The organism is Acinetobacter sp. ANC 5414 (assembly GCF_013004295.1).
Lineage (GTDB): Bacteria > Pseudomonadota > Gammaproteobacteria > Pseudomonadales > Moraxellaceae > Acinetobacter.
Map to the genome: position 1 here is coordinate 25,735 of NZ_JABERM010000014.1, position 17,823 is coordinate 43,557.

The 17,823-nt window shown below is 44.3% G+C and carries 13 protein-coding genes; 10 read left to right on the forward strand and 3 right to left on the reverse strand.

From position 1 onward, the window contains the following. Positions 1–41: 41 nt before the first annotated feature. The 3 genes from HLH18_RS09560 to HLH18_RS09570 form a co-directional block, all read right to left on the reverse strand. Positions 42–2,042 carry a TonB-dependent receptor plug domain-containing protein gene (locus HLH18_RS09560; RefSeq protein ID WP_502708124.1) on the reverse strand — a complete coding sequence of 667 codons (2,001 nt, stop codon included), beginning with the start codon at positions 2,040–2,042 and terminating at the stop codon, positions 42–44. 240 nt (positions 2,043–2,282) lie between these two features. After that, positions 2,283–3,281 (reverse strand): ABC transporter substrate-binding protein, encoded by a 999-nt coding sequence (locus tag HLH18_RS09565; protein ID WP_171546641.1) that lies wholly within the window; start codon positions 3,279–3,281, stop codon positions 2,283–2,285. A 3-nt stretch (positions 3,282–3,284) separates the two neighbouring features. Further along, positions 3,285–3,872: an ANTAR domain-containing response regulator gene (locus HLH18_RS09570; RefSeq protein WP_171546642.1), complete on the reverse strand. Its 588-nt coding sequence runs from the start codon at positions 3,870–3,872 to the stop codon at positions 3,285–3,287. Between the two features lie 450 nt (positions 3,873–4,322). Between HLH18_RS09570 and HLH18_RS09575 the strand changes: the two genes are divergently transcribed. The 10 genes from HLH18_RS09575 (at position 4,323) to HLH18_RS09620 (ending at position 17,810) form a co-directional block, all read left to right on the forward strand. Next, positions 4,323–5,669 (forward strand): MFS transporter, encoded by a 1,347-nt coding sequence (locus HLH18_RS09575; RefSeq protein ID WP_171546643.1) that lies wholly within the window; start codon positions 4,323–4,325, stop codon positions 5,667–5,669. Positions 5,670–5,693: 24 nt separating this feature from the next. Next, positions 5,694–8,240 carry a nitrite reductase large subunit NirB gene (gene nirB / locus HLH18_RS09580; RefSeq protein WP_214647311.1) on the forward strand — a complete coding sequence of 849 codons (2,547 nt, stop codon included), beginning with the start codon at positions 5,694–5,696 and terminating at the stop codon, positions 8,238–8,240. 20 nt (positions 8,241–8,260) lie between these two features. Beyond that, positions 8,261–9,880 carry a nitrite reductase small subunit NirD gene (nirD, locus tag HLH18_RS09585; protein ID WP_171546644.1) on the forward strand — a complete coding sequence of 540 codons (1,620 nt, stop codon included), beginning with the start codon at positions 8,261–8,263 and terminating at the stop codon, positions 9,878–9,880. Between the two features lie 333 nt (positions 9,881–10,213). Continuing rightward, positions 10,214–12,994, forward strand: coding sequence for a nitrate reductase (locus HLH18_RS09590; protein WP_171546645.1), 2,781 nt, complete (start codon positions 10,214–10,216; stop codon positions 12,992–12,994). After that, positions 12,991–13,617: a molybdenum cofactor guanylyltransferase gene (gene mobA / locus HLH18_RS09595; protein ID WP_171546646.1), complete on the forward strand. Its 627-nt coding sequence runs from the start codon at positions 12,991–12,993 to the stop codon at positions 13,615–13,617. Before HLH18_RS09590 ends, mobA begins: the two co-directional genes overlap by 4 nt. Positions 13,618–13,750: 133 nt before the next feature. Further along, on the forward strand, positions 13,751–14,803 hold the full coding sequence (gene moaA / locus HLH18_RS09600; protein ID WP_171546647.1) for a GTP 3',8-cyclase MoaA: 1,053 nt from the start codon (positions 13,751–13,753) through the stop codon (positions 14,801–14,803). 1 nt (position 14,804) lies between these two features. Further along, on the forward strand, positions 14,805–15,056 hold the full coding sequence (locus HLH18_RS09605; RefSeq protein WP_171546648.1) for a MoaD/ThiS family protein: 252 nt from the start codon (positions 14,805–14,807) through the stop codon (positions 15,054–15,056). Between the two features lies 1 nt (position 15,057). After that, positions 15,058–15,609 carry a molybdenum cofactor biosynthesis protein MoaE gene (locus HLH18_RS09610; RefSeq protein WP_171546649.1) on the forward strand — a complete coding sequence of 184 codons (552 nt, stop codon included), beginning with the start codon at positions 15,058–15,060 and terminating at the stop codon, positions 15,607–15,609. Positions 15,610–15,648: 39 nt separating this feature from the next. Further along, positions 15,649–16,572, forward strand: a complete 924-nt coding sequence (moaCB, locus tag HLH18_RS09615; protein ID WP_171546650.1) for a bifunctional molybdenum cofactor biosynthesis protein MoaC/MoaB — start codon at positions 15,649–15,651, stop codon at positions 16,570–16,572. Between the two features lie 8 nt (positions 16,573–16,580). Next, the gene (locus tag HLH18_RS09620) at positions 16,581–17,810 is read left to right on the forward strand and encodes a molybdopterin molybdotransferase MoeA (protein ID WP_502708125.1); all 1,230 of its coding nucleotides are present in this window, start codon (positions 16,581–16,583) and stop codon (positions 17,808–17,810) included. Positions 17,811–17,823 lie beyond the last annotated feature (13 nt).

Sequence of the window (17,823 nt, forward strand, 5' to 3'; positions counted from 1 at the left end):
TGATAAGAAAAAACCGGTGCCAGAGCACCGATTTTTTATGTTTAGAATTTCTTTTCCAGACTGATTAACACACTTGGAATCGCCTGAGTGACCCGTGATTCATACAGGCTGCCATCTGACTGATTGCTTAAGCGCTCTTTATAATCTGTGCTGAAAATATTGCGTGCATTCAGTGAGGTTGCCCAGCCATCATTAAAGCGTTTGGTGATACTGATATCCATATTGACACGTTCATTGCTGGTACGGTCATAGGGCTGGTTGTCCAAAGCACGAGTAAATTCAGGCACGTAGTTCAGGTTGACACTGGTTGAAATGCGCCAAGGCTGATAGTTATAAGACAGACCTGCACTTGCTGTATAAGGCGCAACATCACTGACCAGACGTTCTTGATGATTTTTATCTTCAACTTTTGCGCGCACTGTAGAAAGTTGTCCATTTAGCATAAATGAATGGCCATTTTCAGTCTGCTTTAATGCATAACGACCCGCAATTTCAACCCCATAAGTGGTGGCATTATTCTGGTTTTGTGGACGTTCTACAAAACGGGTACCTTCCTGACGAATGACTTTTTCAATGTAGTCATCAATTTCACGTTGGAATGCGGTGATATTGATACCGCCTGACTGTGTGTTGTAGCCTAAAGTCGATTCAAACGCAGTAATTTTTTCAGGACGTAAATTGGGATTACCGCCATGATCTGGATTGTTCAGGCTACCGGCATCACTATCGGTAGAAATGGAAACCGTGGGTAATAAACGGTCTGCTTTAGGGCTACGGAAAGCCTGACTAATATTGGTTTGTAAAGACCAAGTATCATCAAAGTCAAAACGATGTGCCAAGACTGGGCTTAAATGACTGTCGCTATAATCGACTAAACCAGAGCGCTCGATCCATTCTTGGCGGGCACCTAAAGTGACCGTCTGACGGTCGGTAAATTTCCAGCTCCCTTCAGCATATAATGCATAGAGTTGTTCATCTAAACTTTGGCTGATATTGCTGTCGAGTTCATTGGCACGAGCATCTGCACCAAATTTAAGCTGGCGATTTTGATCGAATTTACGCACACCGTCATACGCAATACCGTATTCATTTACGGTTTCATCAGTATAGCTGCTGAATGAAGGAGAGCGCGTTGATTCAGTTTCATTCTGCTGTTCAACAGAAAGGCGAATTTTATCTGAATTACCTTTGTCTTTACGCTCATAACGGGTATTTAAACGGATGCTGTCATTTTTATCATTTTGAGTCTGATCACCGCGACTACCGTCACTTTCATTATTTCGATAGAACAATTCCGCAACCAGTTTTTGCTGATCATCTAACTCGTATTCAACACGGGGTGAAACCATTTGCGACTTGCGTTCAGTCACTCGTTTTTGTTCTCGTGTTTCGGTACTGTTTTGGGTCTGTGTGATAGAAGTGGTGTCATTCCACATTTGATTGGCAGAAAGACTATATAACCATGGACTATCACGTCCATCGAGTTGAACACTAATATTTTTACGTTGTTCTTCTTTTTGATCTGATTTTGCCAAGCCATATCCAGCACGGACTGTTCCGCTTATGCGGGCATTATCTAACGGTTGTTTTAAAATGATATTTATCACTGCCGAAGAGGCTACCGATGCTTGAGCGACACTTGGCTGTTTGGTAATTTCAATCCGCTCAATCATGTCGGGCGTTAAGCTGTCTACGATAGACATCCCGCCACGTGGACCGCCTTGTACAGCTTCACCATTAATTAGAAATACCGGGGCACCGCCACCACGAAAACGCATGCCTGATGCACCGCCACCACCGCGTGGACCTTGTCCCGGGGTTGGTATCTGAAAACCTGCAGCACGACGCAGGGCGTCATTCACAGACTGATCGCCAAATTGCAGCATTTCCTCACGCGTGACGATGGTTTTGGCAACCGCACTGATATCCTGATCTTTTACTGTCGCTGGTGTGGCTTCGAATTTTAAAGTGGCCAGTGTTTGTACTGGGACGCTGTTTGTTGTTGTATTTGTAATGGAATCAGCAGCCCAAGTTGGGGACATGAAAGTGAGCAAGGCACAACTTAATGCGCTTAATTGCCAACGCGGTTGTATGCGTTTCATTATTTGATGTTCCAAATGTAATTTTGCGTAAGATAGCGTAAAAATGTGGAGAAAATTTGTGGAAAATCACAGAAATAGAACTAAAAGATAAAAAACCTGATCGTAAGTAAAAATAATCAAAATGAATGATTTAGCTCCGGCACCTTATTAGAGTTTGTATGGCTGGAGCGATGGTTCATGTTAATGGTTCAAGGATAAAATACAGTTCTGGCTGATTTTCTCAATTACGGCATCATTCAGGCTTATTTGATTATCCCATTTCAGCATTTGCCGAAGCAGCCATTGAAACTCTTCAATCTTGGGCTGAGATGATTCATCGACAAAATGACGAATAATATTTTGAATAGAATGGAACTTCTGCACATGAATGCTTTCAGAACATTGAAACTGCACAATATTGAAGTCAATGAGCATTTGCCAAACTTCACTATAATCCTCTAGATCTTTTAGTTCTTGTTGCGCTTTTTGAATGGCTTGAGTTAGGGCAAGATGGGTGTTGGGATGCTGTTCTGCCCAGTCAGCAGTGACCGCTAAAACCTTATCCGCCACTTGAGGAATAATATCCTGACTGGATGTCACAATTTGGCTGATGCCCAACAGTTCACCCTGGGTATTCCATGGTTCACCGACACAAAAACCATCAATGACATGATTGCTTAATGCTTCCACCATATAAGGAGGAGGAAGGGTGGTGAGCTTGATGCTTTGTGCAACATCACGGTCGGCTAGGGCGAGCCATTCTCTTAAACAATAATGATGAATCGACTGCTTAAAGACATGTGCCAAATGAATCGGTTTTTGTTGTTGTATGGCAGTGACTATTTTTTCTGCCGATTGTTGCGGGTTATCTTGTGCAGAAATATTTAGCTCAAAGCATAATTTTTGACTCAGACTAATAAAGGCACGATTATGACTTAACACCAAAGCCGTTTGCAGGGGGATTCCCAACTGGTCTTCACCCAGAGCGGCAGCAGGAAGCATGGCAGAGAGACAATGTGCAGCATCTAAAAAGCCAAAAGCCAGCCGATCTCTTAAACTTGCCCAGGATGCTTCTTTGACCAAGGTGATGTCTAAGCCGACTTCATCAAAAAATCCACGCTGTTTGGCCCAAAGAATGGCCACGCAATCCAGCAAAGGAATATAGCCGATCTGGATTTGAGTTTTTTCTAAATCTGTCATGGCTTAATCCTTAAATTGGTTTTGTAATAATTGTTGAGCATCCAATAAACGTCGTGCCATTTCCCCAATGGTCATACGATGGCTCATGGCATTTTTACGCAGTAATTGAAACGCCTGATCTTCAGTTAAGGAATGCAATCGCATCATAAGTACTTTGGCTTTTTCCACATCTTTACGGTCGGCCAGTTTATTTTTGGTATCTTCCAGATCACCGAGTAATTTTTTATGTTTTTTAAACTGTTCAATTGAAATTTCTAAAATACTTTCCAGTTTAGATGGGTCAATACCGTCGACGATATAAGCCGTTACCCCGGCATCGATGGCACTTTTGATGGTGTCTTTGTGGCTATTTTTAGTGAATAGAACCGTTGGCAAATCGAACTGGCTGACACAGCTTTCAATAATGTCACGATGCGGGTGATCCATATCCAGCAATATCACGTCGGCATGCAGTTGTTCCAGACGGAACATGCTTAAATGGTCAATGGTCAGGCAGGCGACCACCTCGAAATTGTGTTCGATCAGGGAGGCTTTAATATAGTTGGCACGTTCTTGATCGTCATCAATCAGTGCGATTTTCAGTTTTGGCATATTGGCTAAAATATCATCAGGCAAAGCCTGAAAGAAAAGTCATAGCAAATGCAAAGCAATTAAAATGCCAAAACAATTAAAACTGCATTAATTCAATAAAATCAGATATAAAACTTAACCGTTATCGGGTTGTGCACCGTATTAATGCAAAAATGCGCTACAAGGAAGCACAACTCCAATCCATTTCCTTAGCTTTAGTGTTGTTAATCAGATGAACGTGCTGCAATGATGAAGATCAAAAATGATCAATCCATCATAAAAAATTATAAAAAATATTGAGTTAATAATGTTTTTATCATATTGGCATGGACATTGCTTAATTCATATTGAGTCAAAGACGACTTTAAAAAATTTGTAAGACGGCCAACGACGTCCGTTCTGATCGAATCTGGTGTGCAGCGATCCGCATAGCAGATAACCCTATACGTTCAGTTCAGGAAGGAGAAGGCCATGTCTTCAAATTTATATGAAAAAAAAGCCACAAAAATAAGTCTTTTTAATTTTAACAGCGCAGCGATGAGAGCCTTCCACATGAGTTGGCTCGCTTTTTTTGTCTGCTTCTTTGCATGGTTTGCCTGTGCACCATTGATGCCTGTGATTGCAGGTGAATTTCATCTTACTAAAGACCAAATCGCCAATATCAATATTGCCGCAGTCGCAATTACTATTTTGGTTCGTCTGATTGTCGGGCCTTTATGTGATAAGTATGGCCCACGCAAAACCTATACCGCACTACTGATTATCGGCAGTATTCCTGTCTTTGGTGTGGCCTCTGCCAATAGCTATGAATCTTTCCTTTTCTTCCGCTTATTGATTGGTGCCATTGGTGCCAGCTTCGTGATCACGCAATATCACACCAGTATTATGTTCGCACCGAATGTGGTGGGGACTGCCAATGCTGCATCGGCAGGTTGGGGGAATGCCGGTGGTGGTGCAACTCAAGCGCTTATGCCGTTAATGCTTGCTGCCTTGGTGATGTTTGGGGTTGAACAGGCGATGGGCTGGAGAATTGCTTTATTGGTACCAGGTATTCTGATGATTATTGTTGGTGCAATGTACTGGAAATTCACCCAAGACTGTCCACAAGGCAACTTTAAAGAACTTCGTGCGCAAGGCATCCAAGTCGGTAGCGATAAAAAAGGCGGCATGGCAATTTTAATGCACGCTGCACGTAACTATCGGGTTTGGATTTTATTTGGTGCTTATGCTGCGTGTTTCGGTATTGAAATCTTCATTCATAACATCGTAGCGATGTACTACGTTGAACACTTTAGCTTTGGTCTCAAAGAAGCAGGTTTGGCAGCAGGGATCTTCGGTTTACTGGCACTGTTTGCCCGTGCTTTGGGTGGAATTGTCTCTGACAAAGTTGCAATGAAAAAAGGTCTGGATGGTCGTACCAAAGTGCTGTTCGGCATGATCTTGATGGAAGGCCTGTTCCTAATCTTGTTCTCTCAAATGAATACCGCAGTTCTCGCAATTCTGGTCATGACCGTATTCGCATTGTTTACGCATATGGCTTGCGGTGCAACGTATGCCTTGGTGCCATTCATTGACCGTGATGCTTTGGGCGGTGTAGCAGGCATCATTGGCGCAGGCGGTAACGTGGGTGCAGTGGCAGCAGGTTTCTTGCTCAAAGGCATGCTGGATATTCAAACTTGTTTGATGGCACTCGGTGGACTGGTCGTGATTGCAGCAAGCTTTGTACTGATGATTCGTTTCTCGGTTGAGCATAAACAGAAAGAACAAAAACTGTTTGAGGATGCAGTGCTTGAACGCAACAACATGGCTCAAGGTTAAGGAAAGGGATTAAGGAGAATTGATATGAAATTAGTCATGATTGGTCACGGTATGGTAGGGCACAAGTTTATTGAATCGGTTCTTGAACATGCAGGGGATGAAGTTGAAATCACGATTCTGGCAGAAGAACCACGTTTAGCTTATGACCGCGTGCATTTAACCGAATATTTCACTGGAAAATCTGCCAAAGACTTAACCCTTTGCCGTAGCGATTTTGCCGATGCCTATGGTATTGATCTGCGTTTAAGCACCAAAGCTACTGCAATAGATACCCTGAATAAAACCGTTACGACTAATCATGGCGATGTAATTGGTTATGACAAGTTGGTGCTGGCAACCGGTTCATATGCTTTTGTCCCTCCTATTGCAGGGAATGATCGCGAAAACTGTTTTGTTTACCGCACCATTGAAGACTTGGATGCCATTCGTGCCGCGAGTTTAAATGCTAAAACAGGTGTGGTGATTGGTGGTGGCTTACTCGGTTTGGAAGCGGCTAAAGCCTTACGTGATCTGGACTTGGAAACCCATGTGGTCGAGTTTGCACCTCGCTTGATGGCGGTGCAAATTGATGACCTCGGTGGCAAGGTTTTAAGGGCAAAAATCGAAAATCTAGGGGTAAAAGTTCATACCCAAAAAGCCACGCAATGCATCGAAGCGGGTGAAAATACCACGCATGTGATGAAGTTTGGCGACGGATCAATACTTGAAACCGATATCGTTTTATTCTCTGCGGGGATTCGCCCACGGGATGAATTGGCGCGTCAAAGCGGCTTGGCGCTTGGAGAGCGTGGTGGTATCGTGATTAACGATTATTGCCAGACTTCTGATGCCGACATTTATGCGATTGGTGAATGTGCACTTTGGCAAAACAAAATTTATGGTCTGGTGGCTCCGGGCTATGACATGGCGCGTATTGCTGCGAAACATGTCATGGATCAGGCCTGCAATACATTTGCCGGTGCGGATATGAGCACCAAGTTGAAACTGATGGGTGTAGATGTCGCATCGGTAGGCGATGCACATGCTATGACCCCAAATGCACTCAGCTACTTCTATGCCGATGAAGATGCCATGATTTATAAAAAAATCGTGGTGAATGCGGAAAAAACCAAGCTACTCGGTGCTGTTCTGGTGGGCTGTGCCAAAGAATATAACGATCTGCTGCAAATGATGCTGAATGGACTAGCTGTACCGGAAAATCCGGAAAGCCTGATCATGCCGGGTTATGCACAATCCTCAGCGAAAACAGGTGGTAGTGGTGTCGATTTACTGCCAGACAGCGCAACCATTTGTTCATGTAATAACGTCTCTAAAGCTGATATTTGCAGTGCCATCGCTGATGGTTCAACCTCGCTCGGTGCCTTGAAAAAATGTACCAAAGCAGCAACGGCTTGTGGCGGATGTGCACCTTTAGTCACTCAAGTATTGAAATCAGAATTGCAACGTCAAGGGGTGACCGTCAACAATCACCTATGTGAACACTTTGCCTATTCCCGCCAAGAGCTGTATCACCTGGTACGTGTTAATGAAATCAAGACTTTTGATGATTTGATTCAACAACATGGTCATGGAATCGGATGCGATATCTGTAAACCGACTGCGGCAAATATTCTGGCATCTTGCTGGAATGACTTTGTGCTCAAACCAAGCCATGCCGGTCTGCAAGACAGTAACGACTATTATCTCGGTAATATCCAAAAAGATGGCTCTTACTCGGTTGTACCGCGGATGGCAGGTGGTGAAGTCACTCCAGAGGGCTTGATTGCAATCGGTCAAATTGCCAAAGAATATGGCTTGTATACCAAACTCACTGGTGGACAACGGGTCGACATGTTTGGTGCGCAAGTACACCAACTGCCTGAAATCTGGGAAAAACTGATCAATGCCGGTTTTGAGTCAGGACATGCCTACGGTAAATCCCTGCGTACCGTGAAATCTTGCGTCGGCAGTACCTGGTGCCGTTATGGCGTGGATGATTCAGTCGGTTTGGCCATCTTCCTGGAAAACCGCTACAAAGGCCTGCGTTCACCACACAAACTGAAAATGGCGGTGTCGGGCTGTACCCGTGAATGTGCCGAAGCACAAAGTAAAGATGTGGGCGTGATTGCCACCGAAAAAGGCTGGAACCTGTATGTCTGCGGTAATGGCGGCATGAAACCACGCCACGCGGAATTGCTGGCATCTGACCTGGATGCGCAAACTTTAATCCGTTATATCGACCGCTTCTTCATGTTCTATATTCAAACCGCAGACCGTTTGCAACGTACTTCGGTATGGCGTGACAACCTGGAAGGTGGTCTGGATTATTTAAAAGATGTGGTGGTGAATGACTCACTTGGTTTGGCAACCGAACTGGAACGCCGTATGAACCATGTGGTCGGCACCTATCAAGATGAATGGCGCACTGCGGTGGAAGATCCGGAAGTACGTAAACGCTTCGTAACCTTTATCAATGCAAAAGTTGAACAACAAAACGATCCACACATCCAATTCGCCGAGGTGCGCGGTCAAATCCGCCCCAAAACCGAGGCCGAGCGTGATGTGACACGTATTCCTGTTGTTGAAGCTTAAAAGAATAAAGGAGAAAGAAGATGACAATATTTAAAGAAATGAATAAAACCAATGAGCTGGAATGGCTGGAAATTTGTGCATTGGATGACATTACCCCGAATACCGGTGTGGGTGCATTAATTGACAATCAGCAAATTGCCATTTTCCGTGTCGGTAATGAAAAACGCGTCTATGCCTTGAGCAATCAAGATCCATTCAGTCAGGCTTTTGTGATGTCACGCGGGATTATTGGTGATTTGCAAGGCGAGCGTGTCGTGGCATCTCCCATCTACAAGCAGCATTTCAGTCTGGCAACCGGACGCTGTCTGGAAGATAAAGATCAAAAGTTACTGGTTTTCCCAAGCAAGATTGAAAATGGCAAGGTCTGGGTCAGTCCTACACCGCAAAAAACCTATATTACCAATAACGGTACTTCTCAAGAAAAGATGAAACTGGTGTTAGTGGGCAATGGTCTGGCGGGTATGCGCTGTCTGGAAGATTTGCTGGATATGGCACCTGAACGTTATGAAGTGACCGTAATCGGTGAAGAACCGTGGGGCAACTATAACCGCATCATGCTTTCACCCGTATTGTCGGGTGATAAAACCATTGATGACATCATGCTGCATCCACATGCCTGGTATAGCGACAAAAATATTCGCTTTATTGCCGGTGATGCTGCGGTGAAAATTGATCGTCCACGTAAGCAAGTCTATACCGAAAAAGGTCTGGTGGTGGATTATGACCGTTTGATCCTGGCGACAGGTTCCAAACCCTTTGTTCCGCTGATTCCCGGCTCGGACTTAAAGGGCGTGATCAGTTTCCGTGATATCTATGATGTCAACACCATGCTGGATTATTGTAAATCTAAACAGAATGCCGTAGTGATTGGTGGTGGTCTGCTTGGCCTTGAGGCTGCTTATGGTCTGAAACAACGCGGTATGAATGTGACGGTCTTGCATTTGATGGATCGCATCATGGAACGTCAATTGGACGGTCGTGCAAGCAGCTTGTTAAGACAAAGTATTGAAGCCAAGGGCATCAACATCATGACTCAAGCCAATACCGAACAACTGATTGGCGAGGATGGTCATGTCACTCAAATCAGGCTGAAAGATGGCACGGTGCTGGATGCTGATCTGGTGGTTTTTGCCGTGGGGATTCGTCCTAATATGGCATTGGCGCAAAGTGCCGGCTTACGTTGTAACCGTGGTGTGATGGTGAATGACACTATGCAAACCTTTGACCCGAGTATTTATGCGGTAGGTGAATGTATTGAGCACCGTAATCAAACCTTCGGTCTGGTTGAACCACTTTGGGGCCAAGCCTTTATTTGTGCCTCACATCTGGCCGAACACGGCAGCTTAACCTTTAAAGCACCAACGGTTCCGACGCAACTCAAGGTGAGTGGCTGTGACGTATTTTCAGCAGGGAATTTTGAACCGCAGGATGATTACGAAGACATTATCTTGAATGATGAAAAACGTCAGATCTATAAACGCATTATTATTCAAAAAGATAAAGTCATTGGTGCCGTATTGTTTGGCGATACTGAAGATGGTGCCTGGTATGCAGAGCTGATTTCTGATCAAACGCCAATTAGTAATATTCGTAATAAATTGCTCTTTGGTAAAGATTTTGCATTAAAGAAAGCAGGTTGAGAAAAATCCATTTTGTAATGTACCAAACAGGATATGCGGAAACGTCATCCGCAACTGTTTGAGTCAGGACGAAATATGAAAATTCATGTTTCTGCGAATTTTTTGATAAATGACGGATGTGAACGAGTTTTGACGGTGAAGAACGAAGTTCTGCAAGATGGTTTTTATCTTTCGTAACTTCGTTACTTATCCGAAAGACTTGCATGGCAATGCCATTCAGGTCGAACCGAAGGTTAATCCAGAAAATGAGTTCTATTGAAAAGACACCGTTGTAATGAATCTATTTGAAATGAATCGGATTAAAAGTTTCAAAATTTAAGGAGCAAAGCAGAAATGAATAGTATCCCTGTAATGGAACTGCATAGCTCCACAGAAATAAATACCAAAATCACCAATACCACCTGTCCTTATTGTGGGGTAGGTTGTGGCGTAACTGCGACTGTACAGGACACAGCTTTAGGTCAAAAAGTTTCGGTTGCAGGAGATGTCAATCATCCATCCAACTACGGGAAACTGTGCATTAAAGGCAGTAATCTGGCCGATACCATTGGCCTCGAAACACGTGTTCTTCATCCTATGCTTGGTCGTAAGAACAAGCGTAAAAGAACTGACTGGGATACTGCAACAGATTTAATTGCTGAAAAATTTCAGCAATGTATTGATCAATACGCGCGTGACAGTATTGCCTTTTATGTGTCCGGGCAATTGCTGACTGAAGATTATTATGTGGTGAACAAGTTCGTCAAAGGTTACCTTGGTACAGCCAATATCGATACCAATTCGCGGCTATGTATGTCGTCTGCGGTTGCGGCACATAAACGTGCTTTCGGTGAAGATATTGTTCCAGCGAGCTATGAAGATTTTGAACATACCGATATGGTGGTGCTGGTCGGTTCAAATACCGCATGGTGTCATCCGGTATTGTATCAACGCATCATGAAAGCCAAAGAACAGCGTGATCTGTTTGTAGTGGTGATTGACCCGCGCTTTACCAGTACCTGTGAAGCGGCAGACTTACATTTGCCGATTTTACCGGGGCAGGATGTCGCATTATTCAATGGCCTATTACAGTATCTGGCGCAAAATAGTCATGCAGACCATGAATTTATTGATGCACATACGCAAGGCTTAGAACAGGCTTTGATCCACAGCCAAACTGAGGCATCTATGCCGGATGTCGCAGTGCGTACAGGGATTTCACTGGAAAAACTGCAAGTTTTTTATCAGAAATTTGCCCAAACTGAAAAAGTGATGACCCTGTTTTCCATGGGGGTGAATCAGTCTTCGCAAGGCGTGAACAAAGCCAATAGCATTACCAACTGCCATTTGTTTACCGGAAAAATTGGCAAGCTGGGTGCAGCGCCATTTTCCATGACCGGTCAGCCGAATGCCATGGGTGGTCGTGAGGTGGGTGGTTTAGCCAATATGTTGGCGGCCCATTTAGAACTGGAAAATGAAAACCATCAACAACTGGTGCAAAACTTCTGGCAAAGCCCTTATATTGCCAAGCAGGCTGGCTTTAAGGCCGTTGATCTATTCCATGCGGTAGAAAGTGGAAAAATTAAAGCCATCTGGATTATGGCAACCAATCCAGTGGTGAGTTTACCCGATGCAGATCAGGTGAAACGTGCCCTGGAAAAATGTGAATTTGTGGTGGTGTCCGATATTTGCCAAGACACCGACACCACACAATATGCCGATGTGCTGTTACCGGCTTTAGGCTGGGGTGAAAAAGATGGTACCGTCACCAATTCTGAACGCCGTATTTCCAGACAGCGTGCCTTTTTAGATGAGCCAGAACAGGCTAAAGCCGACTGGTGGGCGATGAGTCAGGTCGCTAAAAAATTAGGTTTTAGCGGTTTTGATTTTAATAACAGCCATGACATTTTTCAGGAACATGCACGACTCTCGGCTGAGCAGAATTCAGATCTGGAGCACCGCGGGGAAACGCCAAACTTCCGTTATTTTAATTTAAAGGCTTTAAGCGATTTAAATCAAAGCGAATATGATGAACTGCAACCGGTGCAGTGGCCAGTATGGACTAAAAACCAACAAGAGGATGCAGTCGCTCGGTTTTATTCCAAAGGGCAATTTAGCCATACCGATGGCAAAGCCAAATTTATCGCCATTACTGCAGTAGATCCAGTCAATCAAGTGTGTAGCGAATTTCCTTTGGTTTTAAATACCGGCCGGATTCGTGACCAGTGGCATACCATGAGCCGTACCGGTTTATCAGCCAATTTAAGTACCCATCGTGCAGAACCGTTTTGTGAAATTCATCCGCATGATGCCCTGAAATATGGGATCAAAGATGGCGAATTGGTAGAAGTCAAATCGAAATGGGGCAACTGCGTTTTACGCGCCACAGTCAGTGATGACATTCGTCGGGGACAGGTATTTGCGCCCATTCACTGGAATGACCAAGTCACGTCCGATGCCCGCATTGGCAAAGTGGTCAATCCTGTTGTGGATGCCATTTCAGGTGAACCTGAATTTAAACATACTCCCGTGATCATCCATCCTTTTTATAGTCAGTGGCAGGGCGTATTTTACGTGCGTCAGGGCTTTGAAAAAATCGTACAATCCTCGATTGAAAATACGGTATGGTGGACGAAAATTACCACGGCTAAAGCTGTGCGCTATGAACTGGCAGACCGTAAAAAATTTACCCAGACTACTGAGCATTTGAAAGAGCTGTTACCGTTTCAGGATGAAAGTTTTGAATGGCTGAATATTGAAGATCAGACTGCGCATATCAGTCACAGCGTGGTGTTGAAAGATGGTCATTTGATTGCCAGTCTATATATTGCACCAAAAGCTCTGCTGCCAGATCGGGACTGGGTCGCAAGCCTGTTTAAACGTGAACGTTTAAGTGCCATGCATCGTAAGGCATTGCTTGCCGGTCAACCGATGTCCATGGCCAACAATGAAGGGCCATTGGTGTGTAGCTGTTTTAAAGTGGGTAAAAACCGCATTATTGATGCCATTAAAACTCAAAATATTACTGATGAAAAACAGGTCACTGCATGTTTAAAAGCAGGCGGTAACTGCGGTTCATGTTTGCCTGAAATTCGTGGTTTGATCAAGACTTGTCAAATGGAGGCGGTGGAATGAGAAAGAAATTGAAACTTTCGGTATATCCGCGCACCGATCTGGTGATTTTAGCAGGTGGGCAGGCAAAACGGATGAATGGCATCAATAAACTGTTACAGCAATTTGATGATCAAATTCAACTGATCAAAATACATCAACAGCTGAAATCCAGTGTTCAACAGATATGGATCAACAGCCATCGTGATTATTCAATTTATCAAAAAATCATTCCCAGCATTCGTTGCTATCAGGATGATGAAAGCGGATTTCTAGGTCCGCTGATGGGAATGAAAAGTGCCTGGACCCATGTACAGGCCGATTATCTGCTGTTCATCCCCTGTGACGTCACCTTTATTCCTGCAAGAGTCGTTCTTAAGCTGCATCAGGCTTTGAGCAAAAATGCTCTGGCCGAAGTGGCTTATGTAGAAATCAATGGTACAGCCCTGTATCCATTCTGCCTGGTCAAGCGCAGCAGCTTAAGCATCCTTACTATGCATCTTGAGCAAAAGCAGCGCAGTTTAAGACAGTGTTTTTCAGATTTGCACGCTCAAGTGGCACGGTTTGAAAATCATGCCCTGTTTTTTCACAGTATTAACTCGCTGGATGAGCTTCAGCAGTATCAACAACTTAAATTTTTGCACTAAAACGGAATATTTCGTCTTTGGCACAAAGTTGGAACACTTATTGCAAATCTAATTATAACAAGATGGGGCGATTTAAATCTTGCGCACAATTCTTGTGCGATTACAGCAGGATGCCTGAAGATGGATGTTCAACATGAATATGATGACAGAGCTTGAAACCAATACACGATTTGTCGATCAGTTTGGTCGCAGCAAGCGCAAATTGCGAATTTCAGTGACCGATCGCTGTAATTTCAAGTGTGTCTATTGCATGCCGGAACATCCGGAATGGATGAAAAAACACGATTTGCTCAGTTTTGAACAGCTCTATCAGTTTTGTGATTTTATGGTGCGCCGTGGTATTGAATCTATTCGCATCACGGGCGGCGAACCGTTAATGCGTCAGGGCGTGGTGCATTTTGTTGCCCAGCTGCAACAGCTCAAAAAGCTTGGGTTGAAGCGCATTTCCATGACCACCAATGCCCATTATTTAAAACAATATGCACAGGCGTTAAAACAGGCCGGACTGGATGATTTAAACATTAGTCTGGACAGTCTGGATGCCCAGCAGTTTAAACAGCTGACCCAAAAAGATTTATCTCCTGTCCTTGAAGGAATTCAGGCAGCGCAAACGGTAGGGTTACCGATCAAGATCAATAGTGTATTGATGAAGGGCATGAATGACGATCAAATTCTGCCTTTGGCGCGCTGGTCAATACAAGAAAAAATCAACTTACGCTTTATTGAATTTATGCCCTTGGATGGTGACCGTAAATGGTCGAGCGAGCATGTGGTCAGTGAGCAGCAAATTTTAAAAATATTGAATACTGAATTTGCAGTAACGAGCCAAGACACTTCTTCAGTTCGTTCAACTTCAGAGCCGGCACGACAGTATTTTATTGATGGTCATCCGATCGGAATCATATCCACCATTACCAATTCATTTTGTGGCACTTGCGACCGGGTGCGTCTAACCGCACAAGGTGAGTTTTATAACTGCCTGTTTGCGCCTCAAGGTTTAAATCTTAAAACTGAAATTAAAGCTCTGAATGCTTCTGAACCTTTGACCGAACTGAGCTTGCATGCTGCGTTATCCCACTATATCTGGAACAAAGAATCAGGTTATCACGGCATAGCCCAACGTTTGGAAAACCAGCGCATGAATAAAAACACCCGCAAAATCAGCATGCACATGCTTGGAGGTTAAGATGCCACAGATCAAAATTAAAATTGAAGTCTTCGGTGCGGTAGAACGCCAGTTACCTGCAAATCTGGAGATGATCTGCAGCCCATATAGTACGGTTGGGCAAGTTTTGGCTCAAGTTGGGCAGGAGTATCCGGCAGCTTTTACCATGATTGAACGCTGTGCCTGTGCTATCGGCGAGGACATTATCTCACGTCAAACTCAATTCCATGCAGACACGACTCTGGTGCTGCTGTCACCGGTGGCGGGAGGTTGAAATGGAACAGCTGAAAGCATTTTCACGAATTCAGGATACCGCCTTAACTTTAGACAGTTTCGATCAGATTGAACATTTTCCTGAATGTGGCGGTATTGGGGTTTTTGTCGGTACGGTGCGTAATCATCATGAAGGCAAAGCAGTTAAAGCACTGAAATATACATCTTATGCACCCGTGGCGGAAAAAATGATTCGCCAGATTGAGCAGGAGATTCAGCATAAATATGGCGTGTCTTATGTACGGGTGATTCACCGAATTGGCGCTTTGAATATTGGTGAAAAAGCCATTATCGCCATTGCCTATGCGGCACATCGCAGAGAAGCCTTTGCTGCCTGTGAAGAAGCGGTAGAACGGGTCAAGCACGAAGTGCCGGTGTGGAAAGAAGAATTTTATCTGGATGGCAGCAGCCAATATGTAGAAGGCTGTTGTATCCGTAAAGATGGCGTGGACGAGGAACATGCTCATCATCTTGTGAACGCTGAATATGATAAACATCAACATTGCCATCATGCGAAAGAAAATGATCCACTGATCTACCAATGGCCGCTTTAATTGAACAATATTTTTAAAAATGAATCATAGGAACATGCAATGAAAAATGTCGGGATGAAAGCCGAGAGTTATCGGACAGCAGTGGCCACAGGGATTCTGCATGCACCGCCACATTGCATCGAGTTGTTACGTAATGGCAATACTGAAAAAGGTGATGCGCTAAAGACGGCACGGATTGCAGGCATTTTAGCAGCGAAACGTACCGATGAGCTGATCCCGCTGTGTCATCCGCTACCGATTTACCGTGCCGATGTGGAATATGAGCTGTTTGATGCCCATGTCGAGATTATTGTCACTGTAGAAACTATTGGACCGACAGGGGTGGAAATGGAAGCCTTAACCGCAGTCAGTCTGGCCGGGTTAACGCTGTATGACATGCTGAAACCGCATTGTGAACCGGAAGATTTATGTCTGGATCAGGTTAAATTACAAAAGAAAAAAGGCGGCAAATCCCATTTTACTCGTACCTTAAAAGAAGCGATGCCGGCTTCAATCATTGTATTGTCCGATACCGTGGCTGCAGGGAAAAAACCGGATACTGCCGGGCAGAATGTGCTGGAAATTTTACAGGAAGCCAATTTTAGCGATATTGCTTACCACGTCATTCCTGATAGTCCGGAACAACTGCTGGCATTGGTTGAACGGCAAAAAAATGACTATCCACTGATTTTAACCGTTGGTGGAACAGGGCTGGGGCCAAAAGATTTAACTGTGGAAACCATTCAGCCTTTATTAAAACGTGAAATTCCCGGACTGATGGAAGCTTCACGCAGTTTTGGGCAAAAACGAACTCCGTATGCGGCCTTGAGTCGTGGCGTGGCCGGTTATATTGATAACAGTCTGGTAATGACTTTGCCGGGTAGCCGTCAGGGGGCGAAAGAATCTTTAATCGCAGTGTTGCCAGCATTGGTGCATTTATTTGATGTACAGAAAAATATTCCCCATTCAGGTGGCTACCAATGAATAGCAAAATGTCTGGATGTGGCACAGAGCCGGGCCTAATTACGGTGGATCAGGCTTTAAATTTAATTTTGCAGAATACCCAAGGACTTGGCACGGAAAGTCTGGGGTTAAATCGGGCTTTAAATCGCTATTTAGCGCAAGATATTTATTCCACCATTAATCTGCCCTTATTTTCGCAGAGCGCGGTAGATGGCTATGCGATTTGCGCCCAATCAGCAATTGCGCCGCATAGTGAATTTAAACTGATCGGTGAAATTCGGGCAGGTGAACAGACTAAAGGGCAACTCAAAGCAGGACAAGCTGTGCGGATTTTTACTGGTGCCAAAATTCCTTTTGGCACCACCACCGTGGCACGTCAGGAAATAGTCAATGTTCTTGATTCAACTAAAATTTCCATAACTGAGCACTTAAATGCCAATGCCGACATTCGCAATGTGGGTGAAGAAATTTCAACCGGACAGCTGTTGGCCAACAAGGGCCAGTTACTTTCAGTCGGAGCCATTGCTTCTTTAAGTATGGCAGGCATTCAAAGCGTTGAAGTTTTTCAATATCCCAAAGTTGCAGTGGTGATTAGCGGAGATGAAGTTGCGGAAAGTATAGAGGACTTTGCAACAGGTAAAATCTTCGATGCCAATGGGCCGTTGATCGAAGCCTGGTTTCAGAATCAAGGACAACAGGTTGAAATTTTCCATGTGGCGGATACAGAAGTTGCAGTGAAAGAATTAATTCAAACACTATCGGCAACTTATGATCTGGTTTTAACCACAGGCGGCATATCGGTAGGGGATTATGATTTCATCCGTCCGGTTGCCCTGGTTTTAGGCTTTGAACAAGTGTTCTGGAAAGTGAAACAGAAACCGGGCAAGCCGATTTTTTTTGCAGAATTAACTCGAGCTGACCTCACACGTTGTTATCTGCTTGGACTTCCGGGCAATCCTGCAGCCGTGTATGTGGGCATGCAAATTTATACTTCAACTGTATTAAAGGCTTTACAAGGACAAAAACAGCAACCGGACTGGTTTAGCGCGGTACTTAGCCATGATGTGAAACTGGATAACCGAGAACGTTTTTTAAGAATGTTGGCCAGTTTTGATCAGGGATTGCTCAAGGTTAGAAGCTTGTCGAAACAGCAATCGCATATGCTCAGCAATTTAATGCAAGCCAATTGTCTGGTCAGAATTCCTGCGGGAGTTGCTTTATCTGAAGGACATATTGTGCACGGTTTATTTATTCATTAAGGGGCAAATGAAT